Genomic DNA, 24066 nt, shown 5'->3' with positions numbered 1-24066 from the left:
TTTGTGTATTTTTTATATTGAAGGAGGAACGTATGTATGGCATGGATGGAATTAATCATAGCAGGAATTTTGGAAGTATTCTGGTCAACGATGATGAAATGGAGTGATGGTTTTTCTAAAATAAATTATTCTTTTTACACAGTGATTGGAATGATTGCTAGTTTTTACTTTTTATCAAAGGCAATCAAAAGTTTGCCGATGAGTCTCTCTTATCCTATCCGGACAGGGATTGGCGCAGTTGGTTCGGTCATAATTGGTGTGGTCTTGTTTCATGATAAGCTGAATCTTTCCACTTGGTTCTTTGTGGGGATGCTACTCATCAGTATCATTGGCATCAAGATTACTAGCGGCCACTAGACACTTGGAATAAGTACTGATCAGAAAAAATAAGCCTTTTTATTTAATATTCAATTTTTTTATGAAAAAATAAGAAATAAGTCCAATGACCTAGCGACTTCTCCACTCATCAGGTGTATGCTTGTACTATCTATAGAAAAGGAGTGAATATTTTTGAAAAGTCTTTCGGTCCAAGAATTATCCAAGAACTTTGGTCACAAACAAGCCCTCAGCGATGTCAGTTTTAACTTATCTCCTGGCAAAATCGTTGGATTAGTAGGTCCTAATGGCGCTGGAAAAACAACGATCATGAAAGCTATTTTAGGACTGATCCATTACTCAGATGGAACAATCCGTATTGGTGAAAATGAGATTTCTCCCTCTAGTCATAAAGGGTTGGAACAAGTAGGAGCATTGATCGAATATCCGGGTATCTACCCATTCTTAACAGGCTATGATCATCTGAAGTTATTCTCTGAAACAAACGATGTATCTGCTATCGATACTATCGTGAATCAGCTCAAGATGGAAAAGTACATTCACAAAAAAGCGAAATCTTACTCGTTGGGAATGAAACAAAAGCTAGGGATTGCTCTTGCCTTACTGAACCATCCTTCTATCGTTATTTTAGATGAACCGATGAACGGGTTGGATCCACAAGCAACAAGAGATGTGCGAAAAATCATTACCGACTTAGCTACTCAAGGCACCTCTTTCTTGATCTCCAGTCACTTACTCAGTGAGCTTGAAAAAATGGTGGATGAGCTGATCCTGATCAATCAAGGAAAGATCATCAAGCAATGTACAATGGCTGAATTGAGCCAAGCAGCGCAAGATTTCATCATTATCTCTACAACGAATGATCTAGCTGCTCGAACGATCTTGACAGAAGCTGGATATACTTTGGAAGATTCTGATAAAATCAAGCTTTTAAAAGAAAACGAAGAATTATTAGGAACCGTGATCCAGTTATTGTCTGCACAAAATATCCATGTGACAGACGTCCAGCATCTGACGAATGATTTGGAATCTTCTCTATTGGAAATTCTGGATTCAGTAAAGGGGGAAGAAGAAAAATGACATTGCTTGTAAAACAAGAATTATTTAAATTGATCAAGAAAAAGTCAACTGCTGTTTTATCTGTTCTATTAGTTGTTTTGCTCATAGGAACAGCACTTCTAGCCAAAAAATACACGACGATCATTGATCCAATTGAAATGACTGCTCAGCTTTTTAGTGCCACATCTTGGATTGTCTTTATCATGATTGCAGCTGCAAGCACGATCATTTCGATGGAAGCACAATATGGTACATTGAAAAATCTCCTTTATCGAAAGTATTCTCGAGGAGAAATATTAGTAAGCAAATGGATCACATTAGTTATTTATTCTGTTTATTTATACCTTTTAGCTATTATTGTCACTGTGTTGATGAAACTGATTCTTTTCCCTTCGATTTCCTTCACGGAGAAGGTTTCTACTGGTCAAACACTGATCCAAAGCTTGTTCACTTATACTTTGGGTAGTTATATCGGTTTATGGCTGATTTTAAGTTTAGTGTTGATGATTGCTTGCTTTATCAATAGTTCCGGTGCATCCATCTCAGCAGGAATCGTCTTTTATTTTGCTTCGTCAATCATATCTGGTATCCTTATCGCACTCATCCAAAAATGGGAGTGGATCAAATGGAATCCGATCAGTATGTTGAATCTGCAAAACCAAATTGGAAACGAAGAGATCATGAAGCAATTGACTCATCTTTCTACTAATCAAATGCTGTTCGGTAATTTAGCTTACATCGTTTTGTTCTTAGCATTAGGATATCTCGTATTTAAGCGAAAAAATGTATGATGACTCATCAAAAAAGAGGTTGTGAAAGAGACGTTCAGCCTTATTGCCGATTGGCTGTCTCTTAAACACCGTTTATTCTGAAAAAGGAGCTGTGACAACATTTGTGTCACAGCTCCTTTCCTAGTATGTTTTTGAATAAACGACAGGCTCACAACCTCTCTTTATACTTCTTTTATACTTCTATACGTGAAGCATCCCAGTGGCAAATAAAACCATTGCAATCACTCCGACCATCGTCACACCTATAAGTAAAATCTTATCTAAGTGGATATGTTGTACAGGCTCGTTTTGCTCCTTACGTGCTTTGAGATAAAAATAAATGCCTGGCAAGAAAAGAACAAGAACAAGCATTACTTCATTAAAGGCTACGACTAGCATAGCCCATACTTGAAAGGCACTTGCTAAAAGCCCTACTAAAAATTGGACCCATTCTTTCCGCTGATAAGAAAGTTTCATTTGGTACAATCCTAAGAAAAGCCACGTAAAGAAAATAGCTGCTGTACCAAGTGTGTAAGCAAAGTTATAAGCACTGTCAGTGAATAATAATGAAAGTAAAAAGACATTCGTACATAACGTCGTCAATACGATAGCATAAGTTGGTGCCTCATTTTTGTTGAGTTTTCCCCATGCTTTAGGCAAAAGTCCATCTTCAGCCATGTTTCCCATTGTTTCAATCGGTAAGATCGTCCATGAGAGCCAAACACCAACTAAAGAAATGATCAAACCGCCGTTGATCACGACTGCTCCCCATTTACCAACCATCATTTCAAACACATAGCCCATAGCAGGCTGCGCCTTGATCGTTTGCAGCTGATTCATCGTCATTGTCCCATATGGAAGCATGGAAACCAAGACGTAAATAATAATCAAGCCGAATATCCCTAGAATCGTTGCTTTCCCAACATCTGATTGTTTTTTTGCTCGTGAACCTACGACAGAGGCTCCTTCAATACCAACAAATACCCAAAGCATCACCATGATGCAACTCAATACTTGACTGGAAAACGGGATCGGCTGTCCATTCGCATTCAATATAATGTCGCTAGAAAAGTTATCAATGAATTGTTGGATCGAAAACGTGCTGATAGCTACTACAATAAATAAAAATAATGGCACTAATTTACAGAATGTGACGATAGCATTGACGAAACTAGCATTTTCGACTCCCCGATTCACTAGCCATGCATATCCCCATAAAAAGACTGTACTCATCACGATCGATGCCAGATTTTGCCCACCTTCAAATACTGGGAAGAAATATCCTAATGCGCTCATCAACAATGTTGCAAAAGCTACGTTGCCTAACCAGCATGTGAGCCAGTAACCCCAACCGCTGATAAAACCAGCGAAACGGCCAAAACCTTCTTCTGCGTAACTAAAGATCCCGCCTTTTAAATCTGGACGTTTTTTATTGATATTATTGATCGACAAGGAGAGCATCAACATTGCTGTTCCTACGAGTACCCAACTGAAAATAGCTGGGCCGCCAGCCGATCCGGAGATGTCCGTCATAATACCAAATACGCCACCTCCAATCGCTGAACCAATTACTAAGGCAGCAAGTGGAATTAAACCAATTCCTTTTTTCTGTTGCTCTGTATCCATGTAAGCATCCTCCAAAATAAAACCGCTTTTATCAAAAAGTATAACAAACCTTTTTTATTTTTACTTAATTAATAAAAACTTTAATAGAAATATAATTCTACCGGCTTTTTTCTCATTATACAAGCAAAGCGCCTAGTCCCTTTCCAAATTACACCACCAAAAAACTTAAAAAAGATGCTATACTAAAAGGAAAGAATTGGGGGATGATCCATGAACATTTTATATATATCGATTTCAGGAAATACGCGTGCCTTTGCCAAACATCTAGCAGAATATGCTGAAAAAATGCATGCAGAAGATCCTGTCAATCCTGAAGTTACTTTAAAAGAAATCCATGAAAATAGTGATTTTACGAAAGAAACAGAACCATTTTTTACTTTCGTTCCTACTTATTTAGACGGCGGAAATGGTTTAGATAACGGTGATACAGAAATCTTGACCGAAACGATGCGTGAATATCTGGAACATGAAGACAATCATAAACTTTGTCTTGGTGTAGTCGGTAGCGGGAATAAAAACTTCAATAATCAGTATTGTCTAACAGCCAAACAATATGCACAAACATTTGGCTTTCCTTTCTTGGCAGATTATGAATTACGGGGAACACCATCTGATGTGACACGAATTTATCAGATTTTAGCAGAAAACAATAAATAATAAAAAAGAAGAAGCTGAAAAATAGATTTCAGCTTCTTCTTTCGTTTCTATTGTTTCTATCATATTAAGCTTTGACATCCATCACAGGTGCTTTTGCTTTTGCTTTACCTGTTTTTTCCAAGACAAAGTTTTTTACACGATCCATATTGGTTACCAAGACGATCATGGATGTTTCTTTGCCTGCTGCTTTGATCGCTTCTAAGTCAGCTTCTGCTACAAGCGTATCAGGTGTCACTTGCTGCCCTTCTGTTACTTTCACATCAAATGGCGTACCGCCTAAGTCAACTGTGTTGATTCCCATATGAAGCAAGATTTCTAAACCATTTGGCGTTGTGATCCCAATAGCGTGTTTCGTTGGGAAGACAGAACTGACTACCCCAGTAACTGGAGAATGAATATGTCCGTTTTCTGGTTCTACAAAGTAGCCTTCACCCATCATCTTTTGTGCAAAAACTGGATCACTTGCTTTATCTAAAGAAACAACTGTTCCGTCAGCAACTGATGAGAGGATAGTCACACTTTCAGCTGAAGTTTGAGGTACTGCTTTTTCAGGCACTTCATTTACTGTGGCTGTTTCAGTCGCTAATTCTTCTTTTTCTAAACGGTCTTTAGGAATACCGAAGAAGAATGTAGCAACGAAGCCACCAGCATAAGCTGCCAATAATCCAAGGATGTAGCCTAACCATTTACCGTCAGAGATCAATGGGATCAAAGCGGCTCCTGAAGGTCCAATAGCGATAGCCCCGACATTTCCGATCATTCCGATCACTGCCCCGCCGATACCTCCACCGATACAAGCAGTAATAAATGGGCGTCCTAGAGGTAATGTTACTCCGTAAATCAATGGTTCGCCGATTCCTAGGATCCCGACTGGTAAAGCTCCTTTGATCATTTCTGTTAATTCTTTATCTTTTTTGCAGCGAATCCATAATGCCAATGCTGCACCCACTTGTCCTGCACCAGCCATCGCAAGAATTGGAAGCAATAGCGTACGACCAGTTTCATCAATCATTTGCACATGGATTGGAGTCAAAATTTGATGCAGTCCGAACATAACCATCGGCAAGAATAATGTGCCTAGAACGAAGCCGGCAAATGCTCCACCAACGCCAAGTACCCAGTTGATCCCACCGACCATGCCATCAGAAATGAAACCTGCTAAAGGCATGATGAAGAAAATTTCAATCAGACCGATGGCAATCAATGAAAGAGTTGGTGTAACGATGATATCTACCGCATCAGGTACTACTTTATGCAGTTTTTTCTCAACGATTGACAATAGCCAAACAGCGAAGATGACACCTAAGATCCCACCTTGTCCAGCTGCAAGAGCTTCACCAGTAAATAAGTTTTTCAGTGGTGCTTCCGGATTCATCCCTGTCAGCATCACAACGGCCCCGATAACTCCACCAAGAGTTGGTGTTGCACCAAAAACTTGTGCAGCATTGATACCTGTATAGATAACTAGGTAGCTAAACATCCCGTTTTTCAAGATGTTCATCACATCGATATATTGTTGCCATGTTGCTGCATCAAGTGTTCCGGCTGTGACTAAGTTTGCTAAAACTGCGGCAATCCCTGCCACGATCCCAGTACCGACAAATGCAGGAATCATTGGCACAAAGATATTAGAAATGTCTTTTAATACCGATTTGATTTTAGATGGTTTTTGTTTCGATTTTTGTGCCGCTTTCATTTCTTGTGCCCGTTCGTTTACACGGTCTTTTCCAGATGCTGATGAATTTGCTGTAGCTGCACTTACAGAAGGAAGTTTTTCTCCTAATTTCACGCCTGCCAAATCAACCATTTGCTGTGCTACTTTGTTCACTTTCCCAGGTCCGATGATGACTTGAAGCTGTTCATCTTCTACTACACCAAGCACTCCTGGAATCGCTTTTAATTCAGAGACATTTACAAGATCATCATTGATGATCTTCATACGCACACGAGTCATGCAGTGGACAATGCTTTCTACATTGCCCATGCCGCCTGCCCCTTTATAAATTTGTTTTGCCAGTTCTTCCAAAGTCAGTTCGTTTTTTGCCATGGTCTTTTCCCCCTCATAAGGTCCCTTTTACAAATCCGTTTGCTTCAGCTAATTTTGCTTGAGCTTCCTCTTTATCACTATTTGTCAAAATCATGACGATAGCCAGCTTAACATTTTGATCTGCTTCTTCAAAGTACTTTTCAGCTGTTTCGTAATCAGCTTCTGTCGCTTGCATGATGATTCGTTTTGAGCGTTCGATTAGTTTTTCATTTGTTGGTTTGACATCGACCATCAAGTTATTGAATACTTTACCTATACCAATCATACTGATAGTAGAAATCATATTCAAGATCAGTTTTTGTGCTGTTCCTGACTTCAATCGAGTAGAGCCTGTCAAAAATTCTGGACCTGCATCGACTTCGATTGGGAAATCCGCGTGTTTACTGATTTCGGCTTGTTTATTGCAAGAAATCGTTCCTGTGACAGCACCGATCGATTTTGCGTAATCTAATCCACCGATCACATATGGTGTACGACCGCTAGCTGCGATACCAATAACTATATCATTTTTTGTCAAATTCAGCTTGATTAGATCTTCTTGCCCTAGCTCATAAGAATCCTCGGCCCCTTCGACAGCTACAGTCATTGCTTCTTCTCCACCAGCAATTAGACCTATGACCATTTCCGGTTCTACACCGAATGTCGGTACGCATTCAGCAGCATCTAACACACCTAGTCTTCCACTTGTTCCGGCTCCCATATAAATCAGACGTCCACCTTTTTTAAAGGATTCAATCGTGTTAGCAATCACTGGTTCGATACTTGTCAGTTCTTTTTCAACCGCAGCGGCCACTTTCTGATCTTCTTTGTTCATTAGTTGAACGGCTTGAGAAATACTCATCTCATCTAATCCAAAAGTTTCTTGGTTTCTGAGTTCCGTTGTTAGGTTCTCTAAATTGATTTTGCTCATTTTTATCTTCCTTCTTTTCTTATAAATTGATAGTTCATACCAGCTTTGATTTGGTTGATCAATGGTAGCTCTTCTTTGATAACTTTGGCTACTACATTCACTTTTTCATCCGCTGGCAAATCATATTTAGTTAATTGGATCTCACCCATATAGCGCAAATACTTTTCGTTATCTAAAGTAATAGACCCTTTCATACGCGTAGCTGTATTTCTTGCTGGGATAGGCGGAATCTCTCGAAAACGTGCATCTGCGCTTCGTATGACATCTCTTGCATCGTCTTGCCGATTCGTATGCTTCCCTAATATATATTCGTAAAATTCTTCATCTACAGGTTCCGTATGGAGCAAGACTGTCTGTTCTTTTTGGAAAGAAGCAAATTGCTCCTGAACGTTTTCTGACAGACCTGCATCTCCGATGTAAACAATATCCGTGTTACTTGCTAATAGATCTAGAGCGCCTGCAAGAGGATGGACCCCGCGATGTTCTTCCAAAGTCGGCAATCCTTGATATAGTGGGCCTCTCAACTCTGTATCTCCTGGTACAAAACCTTGGACAAGGAGACCTTGAATTTTGAGCCATTGATTTTTTTTCTGATACCATTCTTTGTCCAGCCCTGTTTCGGGACGTGGATAATAATTATGCCAAGCTTCAATCTGTGAGAAATCAGCTTCTGCTTCTTTCAATTCATCGATATCTTTAGGCGTGATCGTGCTAGCATTCAAACTGATTTTCAATTGATGTGACCAGTCGGCAATCTGCTGATTGGAAATATGATAATCCATTCTTAAACCTGTTACACCAATTGCTTTCAAAGGCGTGAGATCTTCTAATGAAAAACCAGCTCGTTCCAATGCCTCTCCTGAAATATCGACCATCAATTCTAGTTTATTCTTTTTCGCTTCGCTTCCTAGTTCGATCAATCGCTTTTGATATGCCGAAACATCATCTTCTGGTATATGCATGGAAGTGAAAATACCGACAAAGCCATTGGATGCCATTTGGCGGATATACTGTTTCTTCTCTTCTGACAAAGAATCGTTCATAAATATTGAAAAGCCAAACATATTATCCCTCTTTTTCTGTATCCGTCTTCATTTCTATGACTAGAGTATATATCTAAAGAAATAAAATTTCAACACTTTTATTAAAATAATTAAATTTCATTTCTAAAGGTTGAGTTTATATTACCAAAAGAATTGTCATAACCTAAAAAAAGGCACTGCTAAGCAAAAGCAGTGCCTTGAAATATTTTATTTAAATAACACAAACACATAATTACTCATAAGAAACCAATTCTGTATTATCTACCATGAATCTAAAGAACCCCTCATTAGGCATCGGATGAAAATAAGCATTGATCACTCTTATCAAGGCATTATGGCAAACTAACAGATAGACATTTTCTTCGTCTTCAATGCATTCTTTCAATAAAGGAACGATCCGTGCATACACATCTAAGACTGACTCCCCATTTGGGAATCGTACAGCGAATGCTAAACGTGCTTTTTGAAAGTTCTCATCTTTGCTTGGCAGTCCATCATAATCCCCAAAATCCATTTCTACCAATCGTTCATCAACGGTCAGCGGCAAGCTGAGACGATCAGCAACTGCTTGTGCTGTATCTCTTGCTCGTTGAAGAGGGGAATGGATGATTTTCGTGATTGGAACAGGCAAATCTACTACCTTTTCTGCTAGTTTCTGTGCCTGCATCTGTCCTTTTTCAGTCAGCGGCACATCTGCCCGTCCGCAAACTAATCCTTGTGCGTTCCAAGTTGTTTCTCCGTGTCTCGTTACATAAAGCATGTGATTCTCTCCTTCGTTGGCAAAGTTCCCCTTAACCATACCTTGTTGTTCTTGAGATTACAAGGGTTAGATTTTCTCAAGAGAAATAATCTCAGTAGATACTTTATCCAGGAAGGTTTGATCATGTTCCACCAGTAACATGGCAGGTTTCACGTTCAAGATCAGTTGTTCTAATTGTTCTTGATTGAAGACATCCAAATAATTCAATGGTTCATCCCATATATATAGTTCAGCTGGCTGTGATAAAGATTTAGCCAATTCCACTTTTTTCCGTTGGCCCATACTCATCTGCTCAATCTTGTTATGAAAAACATCTCTTTCCATCCCAAGCTTTCGGAGGTTGTTCAAAAATGCTTGGTAGTCTACTTGGTTTTTCTCTGCAAATTCCGCCAACGTTCCTCGATTGTCTTCATAATTTTGGCGTACATAACTAATGCTCAGATGTTTTGGCTGGGATTTTTCTCCTATAACCTTGCCGTTGAATGCCCCCAGAAGATAATGGATAATGGATGACTTTCCTGCACCGTTAGGACCTGAAATCGCCACCCGCTGATGAGGCTCGATTGTAAAATGAATTGGCTCGAATAACAGATTTTCATACCCTAATTGAAGATCTTCTACGCTTAAAAGTCGCTTATGGTGAGACGCTTGGCTATTCATCGTCAAAGAATCGATATATTCGATATCTTTTAATAGTTTTTCTTTCTCGCTGATCTGGGTCTCCATCCGATTCACGATTGCTTTGGATCGTTTCATCGTCCGTGCAGCATCAGCACCCACTGCTCCTTTATTCACTCGTCTAGATTCAGTATCGATGAATCCGACTTGTTTCTTTGTTTTATCTCCTTCTCGGGAACGAGACCATTCGGCTTTTTCAGCTGCTGTTTTCTTTAGCCTACTGACTTCTTTTTTCAATTTTTCATTTTGAGCCATTTCAAATTCATCACGAAGTTTTTTCTGTTCTTCATAGATAGAGAAATTCCCTTGATAAAGTTCCAGTTGACTTTTTTCGATTGCTAAAACATGGTCCACTACTTCATCGATAAATCCCCGGTCATGGCTGACCACGATGAAGCCTTGTTTTTTCTTTTTCAAATAAGCCGCTACTTGTTTTCTACCAGAGATATCCAAATGATTCGTTGGTTCATCGATTAACGGGAAATGAGTGTCATCCACAAATAAAAGTGCCAGTAGGACTTTTGTCTTCTCTCCCCCCGATAGTGTGCTGAATTCTCTCCATAAGATTTCAGGATCTGTTTGCATCAATTGGAGCTCTCTTTCGATTTCCCATATCTCAAAATCCGTAATATCATTTAACACGTAATAGGTTAAACGTTCTTTATCTTTTGTCTGTTGCGGGAAATAGACAAATTCTTGCTGATGGATTACTTGCCCTTGATAAGGTAGTTTGTTTTGTAGAATATTCAGTAAAGTTGTCTTTCCTCGACCGTTTCGTCCGATAAGTCCTAGTTTCCATTGTGTGTCAAAATTTAGATTTGCTTGTTCAAATAATAATGTGCCTTGGCTGTCGTAGCCGAATGTCAGATTTTTTATTTCGATTTTAGACATTTTCCATCACCTCGTAAAAAAAGACCAGTCCTATTTTCAGAACTGGCTAAAGAGGATGCAAGGGTTGGGTACACACAAAAAGACCCATACATCGAAAAAACCAAGCCAATCCCGAAAATCTGCACACTGCTCCCTTGTCTCCACAAGGTACAGTCTGAATGCAGCTTTCATCAATCGACTTAATTTTTCAATGCACGGATCCCTCACTTTGTCCTATATTTGAAATTACGATAGCATAAAGAAAATGATTTTGTCAACTACTTCGGGAGGATGGTGAAAAATCTGCTAAGTGTCTGTCCTAAGATTTTTGTTTTTTCCAATGTTTGCCTGTGTTCCATTGCTTCTTCTAAACCTATTGGACCCAAATGAATACTTAAGACAATTGGGAGAAAATCAGAGAGTCCTTCTAGCTCTTGGTCTCTACTTCCGCAAATAGCGATGATTGGTTTTCGATATTTTTTTGCAAGCACTGCTACACCGTATGGAACTTTTCCGTGGATCGTTTGCTGATCGATCCGCCCTTCTCCTGTAATGATGACATCTGCTTGTTCGATCTTTTTTTCCAATCCAGTGATTTGGCTGACTAAATCGAAACCAGAAACCATCTTCGCTCCCAACAAAAAAAGGGCTCCACCAATACCGCCTGCTGCTCCACTTCCTGGAATATCATCTAAATCCACCTCCCAGAAATCTTTTATTTGCTGAGCAATCTTTCCTGCTTGTTTATCTAAGAAAGCTAGCGTCGTATCTATTCCTCCTTTTTGTCTTCCAAATTGCCAAGCAGCTCCTTGTTGACCTGTATATGGATTGGTAACATCTGCAGCGATAATCAATTTTACTTTAGAAACAAGAACGTTTCTTCGATCAAAATGAAGTTTTTTAGTAGATAATAAAGGATTTCCTTCTGTGTACCCTTCTAAAGAAGCACCCAAGGATTGGAGTAATCCTAGACCACCATCGCTACACCCGCTTCCTCCTAAAGTGACAATAATTTGTTCTACTTCTTGAAGCAGTGCATCTTTGATAAGTTCTCCTAAGGCATAACTGGAAGCAAGTCGGATAGTTTGATCCGTTGGTTTATCAAGTAGATCTAACCCCAATGCTTGTGCAGATTCGATGACTGCGGTATTTTTTCCTTGCCAAGTTGTCAATAAATAGCTGATTTTTCGCTGACGGAATAAGAGATCCATCCCATCAATGGTACGCCATGTTCCCCCGAGCGCGTAATAGATTGCTTCTGCAGTATTTTCTCCGCCATCTGCAATCGGCACATTGATTTTTCTTCCTTTACGATCTTCCCAGCCATTTAGAACTGCCTGATTTAGTTCAAATGAAGAAGCACTTCCTTTAAATGAATCAATTGCCGCCAAAATATCCATCTGTATCCCTCACTTTCTTCTTAAGTAAGACACTTTTTTTCATTTTTTTCAAACAAAACAATGCTATTTTCTTCCATTTTTCTATATACTAAAAGGGAACTCATTGATAAAGGAGAGAAAAAACATGAAAATCGCAATAGCTGGAGCCGGAGCAATGGGCAGCCGAATCGGATTGATGCTACATCAAAGCGGAAATGAGGTCCTCTTGATCGATCGTTGGCCTGCTCACATTGAAGCCATTCGTACAAATGGGTTGATTGCTGACTTTAACGGTAAAGAAGTGGTCGCAAAACTGCCAATCTATTCACCAGAAGAAATCATCGAAAGCAACGAACACGTGGACTTGATCGTAGCATTAACAAAGGCGAATCAATTAGATGATATGTTTCGTTCGATCCAATCCATTATTACTGACAATACTTATGTTTTGTGTTTACTAAATGGATTAGGTCATGAAGATGTACTGGAAAAATATGTGCCAAAGAAAAATATCATATTTGGGATCACGATGTGGACAGCTGGTCTAGCTGGTCCCGGAAAAGTCACATTGTTAGGTGATGGAGAAATCGAACTAGAGAACTTGGAACCAGAAGGCGAAGCATTTACAAAAAAAGTTGTAGAAGTCTTTCAAGAAGCAAAATTAAATCCGATCTATAGCCATAATGTTCGTTATTCCATTTGGCGAAAAGCTTGTGTAAATGGAACATTGAATGGTTTATGCACGATTTTGGATTGTAATATTGCTGAACTAGGCGCGCAAAAAGCGACAGAGAGCATGGTTCGAACAATCGTATCTGAATTTGCTTCTATCGCAGCAAAAGAAGGAATCATACTAGATCAAGAAGAAGTGTACCAACATATTGCTTCTACTTATGATCCTGACAACATCGGGTTGCATTACCCATCTATGTACCAAGACCTGATCAAAAACCATCGTTTGACTGAAATCGACTACATCAATGGTGCCGTTTGGCGAAAAGGACAAAAATATGATATTGCTACACCATATTGTGCCTTTTTGACCCAATTAGTCCATGCAAAAGAAGGAATCCTTGGCGCAGAGTAAAAGGCTCTCTGATGAGAATCAGCTGAATCAGCAGCTGGTTCTCTTTTTTTAAGCCCAATGAAAGATCAAAAAGAAAACACAACTCTCATGATGCCATAAGAATTGTGCTTGTTTGTTTCGGTACATAATCTCTTCAAAATGTAGGTTTTTTATTTATTTTCAACAGAGGAGAGGTCATATTCGTATTGCTCATAAATAGTGGAATCGTTAGTGATAAATCGTTTTGCCCAATTTTCTGCATCATAAAATTCCAATAGCTCTGATGGGATTGGCTTAAAAGGTGTATGCAGAAATTCCGGTAATTCATCTAAATCACGTTCTCGAAGCAAAAAAATATTTTCAGGACGATAAAAATGATAATGAGCAATCGCTTGATTATCCGTCACTAGTTTCTTTTGAAAATACATAGATTCAAATGTCCGCAAAGTCACTCCTTGCTGACCCTCCCGCAACAGTTCCAGAATCCCGCGCGATTCCCCTGTTTTTTTCAGGTACTCTTCATAAGTAAGATATCCAGGTTGTTCATTCCCTCGATGTGGAAGAATGAAATAGTTGGTCGTAACATCTCTTTTTATAAATTCCTGCTTATAGCTTTCTGCTCGTTCTTTTCTCCCATTATTCGTTGCACCAAAAAATAGATCCGTCTTTGGTTCGCTAGAAGAAAAATTCATATGTTTCGAATAAAATGAACTATTATGTTTCAGCCCAAGTTCTTTTGCTTCCAAAAAATCAAAATGATAAATCTCATCGATTGCCGGTTCATCTTGTGCCTGCTTCAGCATCGCTTCGTGTTCTGCTTTGAAGTGATTCCAAAAAAATAACACAATTTTTGCATTGGTAAATGGGCGCACGCGTCGAGCCATCTCCATATCAAATCCATAATCTAAAAAAACGATCAGCTGATAATTTGCCAACTGTTGTCTAGCTGATTTAATGAATTCCGACTGTAATAAATCTTTTCCGGACCAAACATCTAAAGAGCGGATGGAAGGCAAAAAATAAAGTGATTTATTTTTTGCAACTAGCAGTACGTCATTTTTGTTCATCTTTTCCGCCTCACTTTCTCTGTCACTTTTTCCTATGATAGCCTGTTTAAATAGTAAAAAGCCAGTAAAACGCTTCCTATATTTATATGAAAATTTAACATTTGTATGAAAATATGATGAAATAAATCATTCTTCTATTAAAATTCGCCTAAAAGTTTTCTGAATAGTTGTAATTGTCTGAAAATTTGTTATCATTAGTCATTGTTAAATATTGCTATTTATTCTTAATATAAATTTTGATTGTGAATTTAAAAGAAAGAGGTCATTTATGGAAGATAAAAAATTGAAAAAACAACTTAGCTCCAGACATATCACCATGTTAGCTTTAGGTGGAGCAATCGGTGCAGGTCTATTTAAAGGAAGTGGCGAAGCGATTGGGATCGCCGGCCCTTCTGTATTGATTGCTTTTTTGATTGGTGGACTGATTTTATATATCGTGATGAAAGGTCTGGGAAAAATCGTTTTAAGCGGTGGCGACACGCATCACGGATTATCTGGTTTGATACGCCCTTATCTAGGTGCTCATTCTGCTGATTTTACTGATTGGGTCTACTGGTCTATGTGGATTATCAATATCATCGCTGAAGCTGTTGCAGCTGCTTCCTTTTTGCAGTTGTGGTTCCCGCACATTCCAGCCTGGGTATTTGTTTTTATGTTGGCTGTTTTGACTACGATCATCAATCTTTATTCGGTACGGTTATTCGCAGAAACAGAATATTGGCTGGCTTTTGCTAAAATCAGTGTCATTATCTTACTGATCATTTTTGCTACTTATCTTGTCGGTCAGCAAATGTTGGGCACAGGCGTTTTCCCTACCCTTCAGCAATTGACTGACCATGGTGGGTTTACTCCTCATGGTATGAAGGGAATCATCAGTTCTTTGCTTGTAGTTATCTATTCTTACGGCGGTTCTGAACTGATTGCTATCACGGTAAGCGAAGCAGATGATCCTAAGCGTGCGATTCCTAAAGCCATCAAAGGTGTCATGGGAAGAATCATTTCCTTTTACATCATTCCTTTGTTTTTGCTTTTGATTCTTTTTCCTTGGAATACTTTAGCAGGTACGAATGTCAGTCCTTTTGTGATGGTATTTGAAAAAATGAATATCCCATTTGCAGCGGATATCGTCAATTTTGTGATTGTCCTTGCTTTGTTCTCATCTATCAATTCGGGTGTGTATGCATCTTCGAGAATTTTGTTCTTTCGTTTGAAGGATCGAAAAGGTTCCTCTAGAAAACTAGCTGTTTTAAACAAGCATCAAGTACCGCAACGTGCTGTTTTATTTTGTACCAGTGTTCTTTATCTTGGCGTAGCTCTTTCTTATTTTGTCGGTGACAAATTATTTGGCTATCTGGCAGGTTCCCTTTCGTATACAGTATTATTGATCTGGATCATTATCAGCGCGGCATCCTTTGTACTGGCACTAAGAAAAGGAACATTATGGGATAAAGGAATCAGCTTTTTTGCATTAGCTGTCTTAGGATTGATTTTCCTTGGTATCCTGTTCACGAACTCCATTGGGGTAACTGTATTGACTGGCCTGCTTTACCTGTTCATTTATTTCAGTTATCAAAAAAAGAATGATGTGTTCGTATTGACGAATGAATGAAATCGATAGAAAATTTTATTTTATTTATATTGAATAGCTGGAGCTATTGAAAAAAAGGAGCTGCGACAAAAATTGTTGCAGTTCCTTTTTCCAAGTAAACGGTGTTCTCCTGCCAACTCCTCGGTCACAAGTCACAATATTCAACAAACATGAGAAGCTGTTTTTTGAAATTGTTCCTTGTGACTCAGCGTTAAACGGCAGGCTCACGACCTCTTGATAAACGGTGTTCAAAAACCATCTGTGCAGATTAATTGATTGTTCTCCACGCTCATGACATGATAGAAGAAAGGAATGAAAAAAAGGAGTTTGTTTTAAATGAAAAAGTATTGGAAGTTTTTGTTGATGATCGGTGTTTCAACGGTAGTTATGTTTGGTATGATGTACTTGAATGTCTATGCGCTCGATCATATCTTCTTCAGTCGTACACGAGTATTCATGGCGTTGATGATGGGTGCAGTCATGGCAGTCATCATGCTGTTGTTCATGTGGAAAATGTATGAAAACAAAAAGATAAATGTTATGATCTTAGCCGCTAGTCTTCTTGTTTTTGCCGGTTCCTTGTTTATGGTACGAAGCCAAACTACTGTCAACGACACAGCTTGGATGAAGGCCATGATTCCTCATCATTCTATCGCTATCCTGACAAGTAAACGAGCTGATTTAAAAGATCCTGAAGTAAAAAAATTAGCGGAAGAAATCATTCAGGCACAAGAAGAAGAGATCGACAAAATGAAAAAAATGATCAAAGAAATGGAATGACCATTATCCGTCCAAATAAAAAAAGAGGATGTTCCAGAAGTGATCAGCTTCAAGAAATAAGAAGAAGCTACTTCTGGAACACCGTGAATAAGGGGTTGTGAAAAAGCTGCCCTGCATCAAGTAATAAGAACAGCCAAACGAAAAATAGCTTCTCCTATTTTTCGTTTGGTTAGGCTTATTACCGCAGATGCAAGCTTTTGAACACCGTTTATCGAGAGGTTGTGAAAAAGTCGCTTAGTTTCGCGTATTAAGAAAAATTTTGTGAAAATGACTTTCCACATTTTTGCATAAATTTGGCTTAATACCGAGAAACTGGCTTTTGAATACCGTTTATTCGTAAAAAGGGATTGTGACAAAAGTCTTGTCACAATCCCTTTTTATGTTTTTATTGTTCTAATTGCGCTGTCTTGCTTACTGCTTCTTGCGGTTTCACAAATTTTTTTGAGATTCCCCAACCTGTGAAGGCACTGACCATCGAAAACACAGGAGAAAGCAAACTGAAAAATACGAATGGCAAGTAAGTGAGTGTAGGAATACCAAATGTACTTGCTACGAAACTTCCGGCAATTCCCCAAGGCACTAAGTAGTTGATTACTGTTCCACCATCTTCTAGCGTTCTACCTAATACAGTTGGATCAAATCCTGCTTTTTCATAAGTTTCTTTAAATGCATTACCAGGCAGAATAACAGATAGGAATTGTTCACCAATAAAAATATTTACTCCGATACTTGTCATCAATGTTGTAAAAATCAATTTTGGTGTGTTCGTCATCTTTCTTGATACTCGTTCCATCACGGTTGAGATCAAGCCAAATTCGATCAACAATCCACCTAATGACAAAGTTAGAATAATCAATGACACAGTAGGCATCATACTTTCGATTCCTCCGCGGCTAAGCAGTGAATCGATTTGTTGGTTTCCAGTATTTGAAACAAACCCTGATTCGATGACACCAGCCAACTTCGTTAAGGAAGTTTGTGGGTTTTGAATAAAAATCATTCCTACTGCTACAGCGATATTCAACAAAATCGTCAAAATTGCCGGTACCTTTTTCCATGCACACAGTAACATTAAAAATAAAGGAATCAGTGACCAGATTGAAATAGTAAAGTTTGCTTCTAGAACATCAGTCACTTCACGAATAGATGAAAGACTTGCGGCTTTACTTGTGTGTCCTAAAATCATGAATAAAAAGAAAGAAACAACAAATGCCGGAACAGTTGACCACATCATATGCTTGATGTGTTTGAACAAATCGGCATCAACAATAGCTGCTGCTAGATTTGTTGATTCGGATAATGGAGACATCTTATCTCCAAAAACGGCACCTGAAACAATAGCTCCAACAACCAGCGCTGGATTTAGGCCTAGTGTTGTCCCAATACCGAAAAATGCAATCCCAATCGTTGACATAACAGTAAAGGCACTCCCTACAGCGCTACCTACGATTGCACACACAACAAATACAGAAGGGACAAACCACTGGACACTGATCAATTTGAACCCAATGACCATTAGAGTTGGAATGATCCCTGCTTGTATCCATACAGCAATCAATGAACCGACTAAAATAAAAATAAAGATTGGGATGATTCCTGGTTTGATGCCATTGATGATTCCTTCGTGCAGCCAATCTGTCGGGTATCTTTTTATCACTGCATACAACATGACCATTCCGATCGCTGCTAAGATAGTGATATTAGGTGAGACCTTTAATCCGACAACGCCAATCGCAATGCCTAAAACAATAACCATTAATACAAGTGTTGCTTCTAAAAAACTTGGTGTTCCTTTTTTTCCCATGATAATCTCTCCTTTTTTAGTTGTTCTTATGTTCTAAAAAAGTTAAGATATCGGATTACTCCGCCGCAATTCATCCGCGATTCCTCCTTTATAAAAATAAAAAGACCTGTTTTAAACTAAGGACGAATGACTCCGCGGTACCACCTTAATTAAAAACAGATCTGTTTTTCACTTTCAAACTTTTATTCAAATGTATGGACTTTCCATGTAATTCGTCAATTAGGCTTGATCGGTTCACAGCGACCACCGACTTTCTGAACAAAACACCTAACCGCTACTGCGTGAAAAGTTGACTTGTATGAAGTTTACCTTCCATAAGATCATTTGTCAATGAAAAAGAAAATATTTTTTCATTTTTCTGAAAATTATTTTTATAACTTTCACACACAAGTTTATTTTTTACTAGAAAGTAGCACCCTCTTGTTTTTTTCTTGCTACTATTTCTTGATGTTCTTGCTTGATTCTTTCTAATAGCTTTGGCTCTTTCAACAGATCAAGAGTTGTATTGGCGAGTAGTTCTGCTGCAATCGCAATAGAAGCAAGGCCTTTGTCACTTTTAGCAGCAGCTTTGAATTCTTCTGTGTGTCCGGCAATATATGTCTCAGAGATTGCTACCGTAGGCTGGATTGTTGGTATGACTTGGCTGACATTTCCTACATCAGAAGAACCGAGACTTGTTCTTTGTTCCGTTTCTATTTCTTCATCTGGAACACCTGCTTCTTTTGCATGCTGGAAGAATAAGTCATCAAAAGAAGGAGTAACGATGACATCATCAACTGCATTTTGAAACAATCCAAACTCAAAAGTCGTGCCCGTACTTATCGCAGCACCTCGTACGATATTTTCCACTTTTTCATATACTTTATCTAATGTTTGCCGATTTCCTGCACGTAAATAGAAACGTCCAGCAGCGTAATCTGGAATGACGTTGGCAGCTACTCCTCCGTCTGTAATGATCCCATGGATATTGACATCTTTTGGCAATTGCAAGCGTAGAGAGTTGATTCCATTAAACACTTGGATCAATGCTTCCAAAGCATTTACTCCTTTTTCAGGTGCTGCTGCTGCATGGGAAGCGACACCGTAAAATTTGATGTCGACTGGATCATTCGCTAAAGATTCTGTCGTTTTCCCATAACGAAAAGCTGGATGGACGCATAATGCTACATCGACATCCTCAAAAAAACCTTCTCGAACAAAGCTGCCTTTAGCTGATCCGTTCTCGCCCCCTTCTTCCCCTGGGGTGCCATATACACGGATTTCTCCACCAGTTTCATCAATAAATTGCTTCACTATGCTGGCGGCTAATACGGAGTAAGTACCAAACAAATTATGCCCGCATGCATGACCAATACCTGGTAAAGCATCGAATTCTGCCAAAAAGGCAATTGTGGGACCGGGTTTATTGGAAATATAACGTGCATCAAAGGCTGTTCGGTGTCCAGCTACTTCTTTTTCTACCCAAAACCCTTCTTTTTCTAATTGTTTAATCAACGCTGCTGAGGAATAAAACTCATAGTTACTTACTTCAGGATGTTCGTGGATATCTAGAGCAAGTGCTTGATATTCTGGTAAACGATATTGGATTAGATCCTTCAATTGGTTTGTTGAGATTGTTGTTGTCATAAAAAATTCCTCCTATGCTAGTCATTTTTCTTATTTTCTCCCGAATGTTTCCCATGCAGGCACGCTTGATCCTTTTGATGTTTTCTCGATTACTTTGACTGTGTCTTCTGTTTGATAAGCGTCTACTATTTTTTGATACGTTTTATTGTTTTCATCTTCTTTTCTTGCAACGATGATATTCACATAAGGACGTGCATGGTCATCCACTGGTTCTAAGAAGATGGCATCAGAAGCAGGATTAAATCCAGCATCTACAGCTACACCGCTATTGATCACTGAAATGTCTACATCTGACAAAGCACGTGCTGTTTGGGAAGCATCTAATTCAGAAATGTCTAGATTTTTTCTATTCTCGGTAATATCAGAAACAGTGGGCGCTTGTCCTTTTGCCTTATCCACTTTGATCAATCCAGCAGTTTGCAATAACAGAAGAGCTCTGCCGCCATTTGTAACATCATTAGGGATTGCTACTTTTGCTCCGTCTTTGATATCAGCTACATCCTTCAAAGTGTTAGAATAAATTCCCAGCGGTGCATTGACAGTATTTCCGATCGATACTAAATCAGTTCCGTGTTCTTTATTGTAATTGTCTAAAAAGAATTGATGTTGGAAAGAATTCAAATCAATCGATCCATCTGCTAAAGCCGCATTTGGTTGATTGTAATCTGTAAATTTCACGTATTCCAAATTAATGTTCTCCTTTTTCAAACGGTCTTTCACGTTGTCCCATACATCTGTATCTTCTCCAATAATCCCTAGTTTTACGGTAGTTTCTTTTTTGTCAGTTGTATCTGCTTTTCCTTGGCTACACCCTGCCAACCAAATAATTGCTACAAATGCAATGACTACAAAACGAATAATTTTTTTCATTTTTTCTCCTCCACTTTCAATGTGTAATTTTTTTAATCAGTTGATTACTGATAAATTGACTTAAAAAAACTAAGATTAGAATCAATAATGTAGACACAATCGTTACATCTGTTTGGAATCGATTATACCCTCTCGATATAGCAAGATTCCCTAATCCGCCTGCACCTACTGCTCCAGCCATGGTAGTCAGTCCGATCACGTTGATGATAGTCAACGCCGAGACCCGAATGATACCAGGCAAACCTTCTACCAAATACACACGTAAAATAATACCGATTGGACTGGTTCCCATCGCTTCTGTCGCTTCGATCACCCCAGGATCAACTTCTAGCAGTGCGTTCTCGATTTGACGAGCAAAAAACGGAACAACTCCAAAAATCAATGGCACTAAAGCTGCTTTCGCACCAATCGTCGTTCCAACTAAGAAACGAGTAGTCAATGCTAAAAGAGAAAGCAAGATAATGAAAGGGATGGAACGAATGATATTGATCAGCTTATCAAGTATTTCAAATAGCAGACGGTTAGCTAGTAATCCATTAGGGCGTGTCACTACTAACGTCACACCTAAGATGATTCCGATCATCCCGCCAATGAATGCTGTCCAAAAAGACATATATAGTGTTTGCTTCGTCGCTTCGACAAATTCATCCGGAATCAAATAAACATTGGGCAAATATGTTTTAAAGAAATCAGTCATTTTATCTTCCTCCTTCGATCACTTTGATACGACTATCTAATTCGTTTTTTTGTAAAATATTTATTTTTACACCAGATTTGATCAAATAATCCAATGCTTTTTGCCGCTGTTTGGTTTCTCCAGCTAAAGTAACGATCAAACTCCCTAACGGCGTTTCTTGTAATAACTCTACATTGCCATATAAAATATTCGCTGTTACTTGATATTTGCTGTACAGATGAGCGATTAGAGGTTCGTTCGTCTGATTTCCAATATAACTTAATTCCACCAGCCATTTATTGGCGATCTGATCGGCAAAAGCAGAATGGGCAATGATCGTTTCTAATGCTTGGTCAAGATGAGTAGCTGTTCGAATAAAATCTTTGGTCAATTCTTCTTCAGGATTGCTGAAGATCTGGATGCTGCTACCTTTTTCAATGATTCTTCCATCTTCCATAACCGCTACCTTGTTGCAGATTTCTTTGACAACTTGCATCTCATGAGTGATCAGGACGATTGTTAAACCTAACTGGCGATTCAATTTTTTTAACAATGCAAGGATCTGAAGGGTCGTTTTCGGATCAAGTGCACTGGTTGCTTCATCACATAATAATACCTTAGGTTCATTCGCCAAAGCTCGTGCGATTGCTACTCGTTGTTTTTGTCCCCCCGACAGTTGTTTAGGATAAGCAGATGCTTTTTCTTCCAAACCGACAAGTTCCAGTAGTTCATTCACTTTTTGACGACGTTCCTGTTTCGATTTTCCAGAATACTTTAAAGAAAAATCAACGTTGTCAAAAATAGTTCGGCTTTCCATTAGATTGAAATGCTGAAAGATCATACCGATGGCCTTTCTTTCTTTTCGCAATTCTTTGGGAGAGAGCTGACTCAAATTCGTCTGATTGACAATGACTTCTCCTGCTGTTGGTTTCTGCAGCAAATTCATCACACGAACTAACGTACTTTTCCCTGCACCTGAGTAACCGACGATTCCATAAACATCGCCTTTTTCAATCGTTAAATCTACAGAATCTACTGCCTGTATCTCTTTTTCTTTTTGTTTGAAACATACAGAAACATCTCGCAATTCAATCATTAAAATTCCTCCTTATCTAAAAAAAGCGTCCTCAAGAAAATGAAAATGTCATTTTCTTGAGGACGCTTTTTTGCGTGTTACCACCTCATGTTCAAGCTGTGTTCACACACAACTCCTCTTCAAGTACGATCATACTCTAGCAAGATATCGGTCGCAGCCGTCATCGCCTTACATCTATGCTCGGGATGAATTGCTCGATGGCCATTTTCCAATAGTCGTTCCTTGCTTCTTCTCAGCTACCGAAGCTCTCTGTCAAAGGTTCTTCTATCGTACTTACCATTTCAATGCAAATAATATTCAAAAAAAAAATCCTTTTACTAACATAAACTATGTCAGTAAAAGGACGACGTATCGCGGTACCACCTTTTTTCGGAAGTTTCCTTCCCTCAAGCCCAACATCTCAAAAAGAGAGATTGGCGTTCGTTTTAACGGTCGAACAGTTCCGAATTTGCCTACTTATCGACAAATTATTCTCCAAGGCCATTTTCAGCTTTTCTTACTTGACTCTTCTCACCAGCCAGAGCCTCTCTGCAAAGTTTCCAAACTTACTTTCCTTTTCAACGAAATCGATATTTTGTTGTTGGGATTAATCTACATGAGGAAAACTAAAAAGTCAAGCACGAAATTCAAATTATTTTTTCTATATTTATTTTTCTGTTTTTTTATCTAACATTTCAATAACAGTTCGAAGATCTTTTCCTTCCGCAAGAAGTTTCAATTTTTCCTTTTCTTCGACGGTATAATTTCGAACAAAACTGGAATCAGGTATCAAAACAACGCCTAATCCTGCTCGTGAAGCAGCTGTTGCTCCTACTAAAGAATCTTCCACTGCAAAGGCTGAACTAGCTTCTAATCCTGTTCGTTCCAAAGCTGTCAGATAAGGAATCGGTGAAGGCTTGTTCTCCGACACTTCGTCTCCGAATGTAAACGTGTCAAAGTAATCAGCTAATTTAAAGTGATCCAAGATATCTGTTGCTCTTTTCGTAACAGTGGTCGTAGCAATGCCTAGTTTCATATGACGTTCTTTTAAGTCTGCCAATATTTCTTTTGCATATGGTTTTAAGTGGATGGCTCCGCTTGTCAGCTGTTGATAAAAATATTCTTCACGCTTCGCACGGACTTCCTGTACTTTTTCAGGGCTACCTGCTGCTTTCACTAAAATATCAAAATTTTGTTTCCAGTTTTTTCCGCCCCAAGCGTCAACGATTTCTTTTGGGATATGGATATCAAATTGCTGAAATCCCCAAAGCCAGCCATCACGATACGTTTTTTCTGTGTCAACTAACAAACCATCTAAATCAAATATTGCACCTTTCATCTATACATTAATCCTTTCCAAAACAATACACATAGTTTAG

Annotated in this window: 21 protein-coding genes and 2 other annotated features; of the genes, 7 read left to right on the top strand and 14 right to left on the bottom strand. The window is 38.8% G+C overall.

Going from position 1 to position 24066, the window contains the following annotated elements; genetic code table 11:
* The first annotated feature begins 36 nt into the window (after positions 1-36).
* The 3 genes from QK255_RS03065 (at position 37) to QK255_RS03055 (ending at position 2186) form a co-directional block, all read left to right on the top strand.
* Positions 37-357, top strand: coding sequence for a DMT family transporter (locus tag QK255_RS03065; RefSeq protein ID WP_002291579.1), 321 nt, complete (start codon positions 37-39; stop codon positions 355-357).
* A 153-nt stretch (positions 358-510) separates the two neighbouring features.
* Positions 511-1416 (top strand): ABC transporter ATP-binding protein, encoded by a 906-nt coding sequence (locus tag QK255_RS03060; RefSeq protein WP_010727467.1) that lies wholly within the window; start codon positions 511-513, stop codon positions 1414-1416.
* Entirely contained in the window at positions 1413-2186 is a 774-nt protein-coding gene (locus tag QK255_RS03055; RefSeq protein WP_002291582.1) for a DUF2705 family protein, read from the top strand. Before QK255_RS03060 ends, QK255_RS03055 begins: the two co-directional genes overlap by 4 nt.
* Before the next feature lie 180 nt (positions 2187-2366).
* Here the strand turns inward: QK255_RS03055 and QK255_RS03050 are convergent, their stop codons facing one another.
* Positions 2367-3791: a basic amino acid/polyamine antiporter gene (locus tag QK255_RS03050; protein ID WP_002291584.1), complete on the bottom strand. Its 1425-nt coding sequence runs from the start codon at positions 3789-3791 to the stop codon at positions 2367-2369.
* 210 nt (positions 3792-4001) lie between these two features.
* On the opposite strand from QK255_RS03050, the gene nrdI reads away from it, so the two are divergent.
* Positions 4002-4448, top strand: a complete 447-nt coding sequence (nrdI, locus tag QK255_RS03045) for a class Ib ribonucleoside-diphosphate reductase assembly flavoprotein NrdI (protein WP_002287091.1) — start codon at positions 4002-4004, stop codon at positions 4446-4448.
* Positions 4449-4512: 64 nt separating this feature from the next.
* On the opposite strand, the gene QK255_RS03040 is transcribed toward nrdI, so the two are convergent.
* The 6 genes from QK255_RS03040 to QK255_RS03015 all read right to left on the bottom strand — a co-directional run bounded on the left by QK255_RS03040 (position 4513) and on the right by QK255_RS03015 (position 12156).
* On the bottom strand, positions 4513-6495 hold the full coding sequence (locus tag QK255_RS03040) for a glucose PTS transporter subunit IIA (protein WP_002323720.1): 1983 nt from the start codon (positions 6493-6495) through the stop codon (positions 4513-4515).
* A gap of 13 nt (positions 6496-6508) precedes the next feature.
* On the bottom strand, positions 6509-7405 hold the full coding sequence (murQ, locus tag QK255_RS03035) for an N-acetylmuramic acid 6-phosphate etherase (RefSeq protein ID WP_002291588.1): 897 nt from the start codon (positions 7403-7405) through the stop codon (positions 6509-6511).
* A gap of 2 nt (positions 7406-7407) precedes the next feature.
* Complete coding sequence (locus QK255_RS03030; RefSeq protein WP_002291589.1) at positions 7408-8469, bottom strand: DUF871 domain-containing protein; 1062 nt, start codon at positions 8467-8469, stop codon at positions 7408-7410.
* Positions 8470-8680: 211 nt separating this feature from the next.
* On the bottom strand, positions 8681-9208 hold the full coding sequence (locus tag QK255_RS03025; RefSeq protein WP_002291591.1) for a histidine phosphatase family protein: 528 nt from the start codon (positions 9206-9208) through the stop codon (positions 8681-8683).
* A gap of 66 nt (positions 9209-9274) precedes the next feature.
* A complete protein-coding gene (eat(A), locus tag QK255_RS03020) occupies positions 9275-10777 on the bottom strand; it encodes an ABC-F type ribosomal protection-like protein Eat(A) (RefSeq protein ID WP_002291593.1) in 1503 nt (500 codons plus the stop codon).
* A 257-nt stretch (positions 10778-11034) separates the two neighbouring features.
* The gene (locus QK255_RS03015) at positions 11035-12156 is read right to left on the bottom strand and encodes a glycerate kinase family protein (protein ID WP_002291594.1); all 1122 of its coding nucleotides are present in this window, start codon (positions 12154-12156) and stop codon (positions 11035-11037) included.
* A gap of 124 nt (positions 12157-12280) precedes the next feature.
* Here QK255_RS03015 and QK255_RS03010 point away from each other — a divergent pair, with 124 nt between their 5' ends.
* Positions 12281-13222 (top strand): 2-dehydropantoate 2-reductase, encoded by a 942-nt coding sequence (locus QK255_RS03010; RefSeq protein ID WP_002329523.1) that lies wholly within the window; start codon positions 12281-12283, stop codon positions 13220-13222.
* Positions 13223-13371: 149 nt separating this feature from the next.
* Here the strand turns inward: QK255_RS03010 and QK255_RS03005 are convergent, their stop codons facing one another.
* Entirely contained in the window at positions 13372-14268 is an 897-nt protein-coding gene (locus QK255_RS03005; protein ID WP_002329524.1) for a WaaS/CpsH family glycosyltransferase, read from the bottom strand.
* Positions 14269-14536: 268 nt separating this feature from the next.
* On the opposite strand from QK255_RS03005, the gene QK255_RS03000 reads away from it, so the two are divergent.
* Positions 14537-15877 (top strand): amino acid permease, encoded by a 1341-nt coding sequence (locus QK255_RS03000; protein ID WP_002329525.1) that lies wholly within the window; start codon positions 14537-14539, stop codon positions 15875-15877.
* 315 nt (positions 15878-16192) lie between these two features.
* Entirely contained in the window at positions 16193-16636 is a 444-nt protein-coding gene (locus QK255_RS02995) for a DUF305 domain-containing protein (protein WP_002299975.1), read from the top strand.
* 385 nt (positions 16637-17021) lie between these two features.
* Here the strand turns inward: QK255_RS02995 and nhaC are convergent, their stop codons facing one another.
* The 6 genes from nhaC to QK255_RS02965 all read right to left on the bottom strand — a co-directional run bounded on the left by nhaC (position 17022) and on the right by QK255_RS02965 (position 24026).
* The gene (gene nhaC / locus QK255_RS02990; protein ID WP_002293307.1) at positions 17022-18440 is read right to left on the bottom strand and encodes a Na+/H+ antiporter NhaC; all 1419 of its coding nucleotides are present in this window, start codon (positions 18438-18440) and stop codon (positions 17022-17024) included.
* Positions 18441-18842: 402 nt separating this feature from the next.
* Entirely contained in the window at positions 18843-20066 is a 1224-nt protein-coding gene (locus QK255_RS02985) for a M20 family metallopeptidase (RefSeq protein ID WP_002329526.1), read from the bottom strand.
* Between the two features lie 30 nt (positions 20067-20096).
* Positions 20097-20936, bottom strand: a complete 840-nt coding sequence (locus QK255_RS02980; protein ID WP_002293314.1) for a MetQ/NlpA family ABC transporter substrate-binding protein — start codon at positions 20934-20936, stop codon at positions 20097-20099.
* 16 nt (positions 20937-20952) lie between these two features.
* A complete protein-coding gene (locus QK255_RS02975) occupies positions 20953-21633 on the bottom strand; it encodes a methionine ABC transporter permease (protein WP_283341581.1) in 681 nt (226 codons plus the stop codon).
* 1 nt (position 21634) lies between these two features.
* Complete coding sequence (locus QK255_RS02970) at positions 21635-22708, bottom strand: methionine ABC transporter ATP-binding protein (protein ID WP_002293318.1); 1074 nt, start codon at positions 22706-22708, stop codon at positions 21635-21637.
* 55 nt (positions 22709-22763) lie between these two features.
* Positions 22764-23002: a binding site (T-box leader), on the bottom strand.
* Between the two features lie 42 nt (positions 23003-23044).
* Positions 23045-23278, bottom strand: a binding site (T-box leader).
* Positions 23279-23354: 76 nt separating this feature from the next.
* Positions 23355-24026, bottom strand: a complete 672-nt coding sequence (locus QK255_RS02965) for an HAD family hydrolase (RefSeq protein ID WP_235043159.1) — start codon at positions 24024-24026, stop codon at positions 23355-23357.
* Positions 24027-24066 lie beyond the last annotated feature (40 nt).

Source organism: Enterococcus sp. ZQ21 (assembly GCF_030053755.1).
GTDB classification, from domain to species: domain Bacteria; phylum Bacillota; class Bacilli; order Lactobacillales; family Enterococcaceae; genus Enterococcus_B; species Enterococcus_B lactis.
This window is presented reverse-complemented; position numbering and strand designations above follow the sequence as displayed.

Bases quoted from the DNA above. Each gene is read 5' to 3' on its own strand.
- murQ (WP_002291588.1), bottom strand. From the start codon at position 7,405: ATGAGCAAAATCAATTTAGAGAACCTAACAACGGAACTCAGAAACCAA.
- QK255_RS03050 (WP_002291584.1), bottom strand. From the start codon at position 3,791: ATGGATACAGAGCAACAGAAAAAAGGAATTGGTTTAATTCCACTTGCT.
- QK255_RS03040 (WP_002323720.1), bottom strand. From the start codon at position 6,495: ATGGCAAAAAACGAACTGACTTTGGAAGAACTGGCAAAACAAATTTAT.
- QK255_RS02970 (WP_002293318.1), bottom strand. From the start codon at position 22,708: ATGATTGAATTGCGAGATGTTTCTGTATGTTTCAAACAAAAAGAAAAA.
- QK255_RS03030 (WP_002291589.1), bottom strand. From the start codon at position 8,469: ATGTTTGGCTTTTCAATATTTATGAACGATTCTTTGTCAGAAGAGAAG.
- QK255_RS02975 (WP_283341581.1), bottom strand. From the start codon at position 21,633: ATGACTGATTTCTTTAAAACATATTTGCCCAATGTTTATTTGATTCCG.
- QK255_RS03015 (WP_002291594.1), bottom strand. From the start codon at position 12,156: ATGGATATTTTGGCGGCAATTGATTCATTTAAAGGAAGTGCTTCTTCA.
- QK255_RS02965 (WP_235043159.1), bottom strand. From the start codon at position 24,026: ATGAAAGGTGCAATATTTGATTTAGATGGTTTGTTAGTTGACACAGAA.
- QK255_RS03010 (WP_002329523.1), top strand. From the start codon at position 12,281: ATGAAAATCGCAATAGCTGGAGCCGGAGCAATGGGCAGCCGAATCGGA.
- QK255_RS03000 (WP_002329525.1), top strand. From the start codon at position 14,537: ATGGAAGATAAAAAATTGAAAAAACAACTTAGCTCCAGACATATCACC.
- QK255_RS02995 (WP_002299975.1), top strand. From the start codon at position 16,193: ATGAAAAAGTATTGGAAGTTTTTGTTGATGATCGGTGTTTCAACGGTA.
- QK255_RS02985 (WP_002329526.1), bottom strand. From the start codon at position 20,066: ATGACAACAACAATCTCAACAAACCAATTGAAGGATCTAATCCAATAT.
- QK255_RS03005 (WP_002329524.1), bottom strand. From the start codon at position 14,268: ATGAACAAAAATGACGTACTGCTAGTTGCAAAAAATAAATCACTTTAT.
- QK255_RS03025 (WP_002291591.1), bottom strand. From the start codon at position 9,208: ATGCTTTATGTAACGAGACACGGAGAAACAACTTGGAACGCACAAGGA.
- nhaC (WP_002293307.1), bottom strand. From the start codon at position 18,440: ATGGGAAAAAAAGGAACACCAAGTTTTTTAGAAGCAACACTTGTATTA.
- QK255_RS03065 (WP_002291579.1), top strand. From the start codon at position 37: ATGGCATGGATGGAATTAATCATAGCAGGAATTTTGGAAGTATTCTGG.
- QK255_RS03055 (WP_002291582.1), top strand. From the start codon at position 1,413: ATGACATTGCTTGTAAAACAAGAATTATTTAAATTGATCAAGAAAAAG.
- QK255_RS02980 (WP_002293314.1), bottom strand. From the start codon at position 20,936: ATGAAAAAAATTATTCGTTTTGTAGTCATTGCATTTGTAGCAATTATT.
- nrdI (WP_002287091.1), top strand. From the start codon at position 4,002: ATGAACATTTTATATATATCGATTTCAGGAAATACGCGTGCCTTTGCC.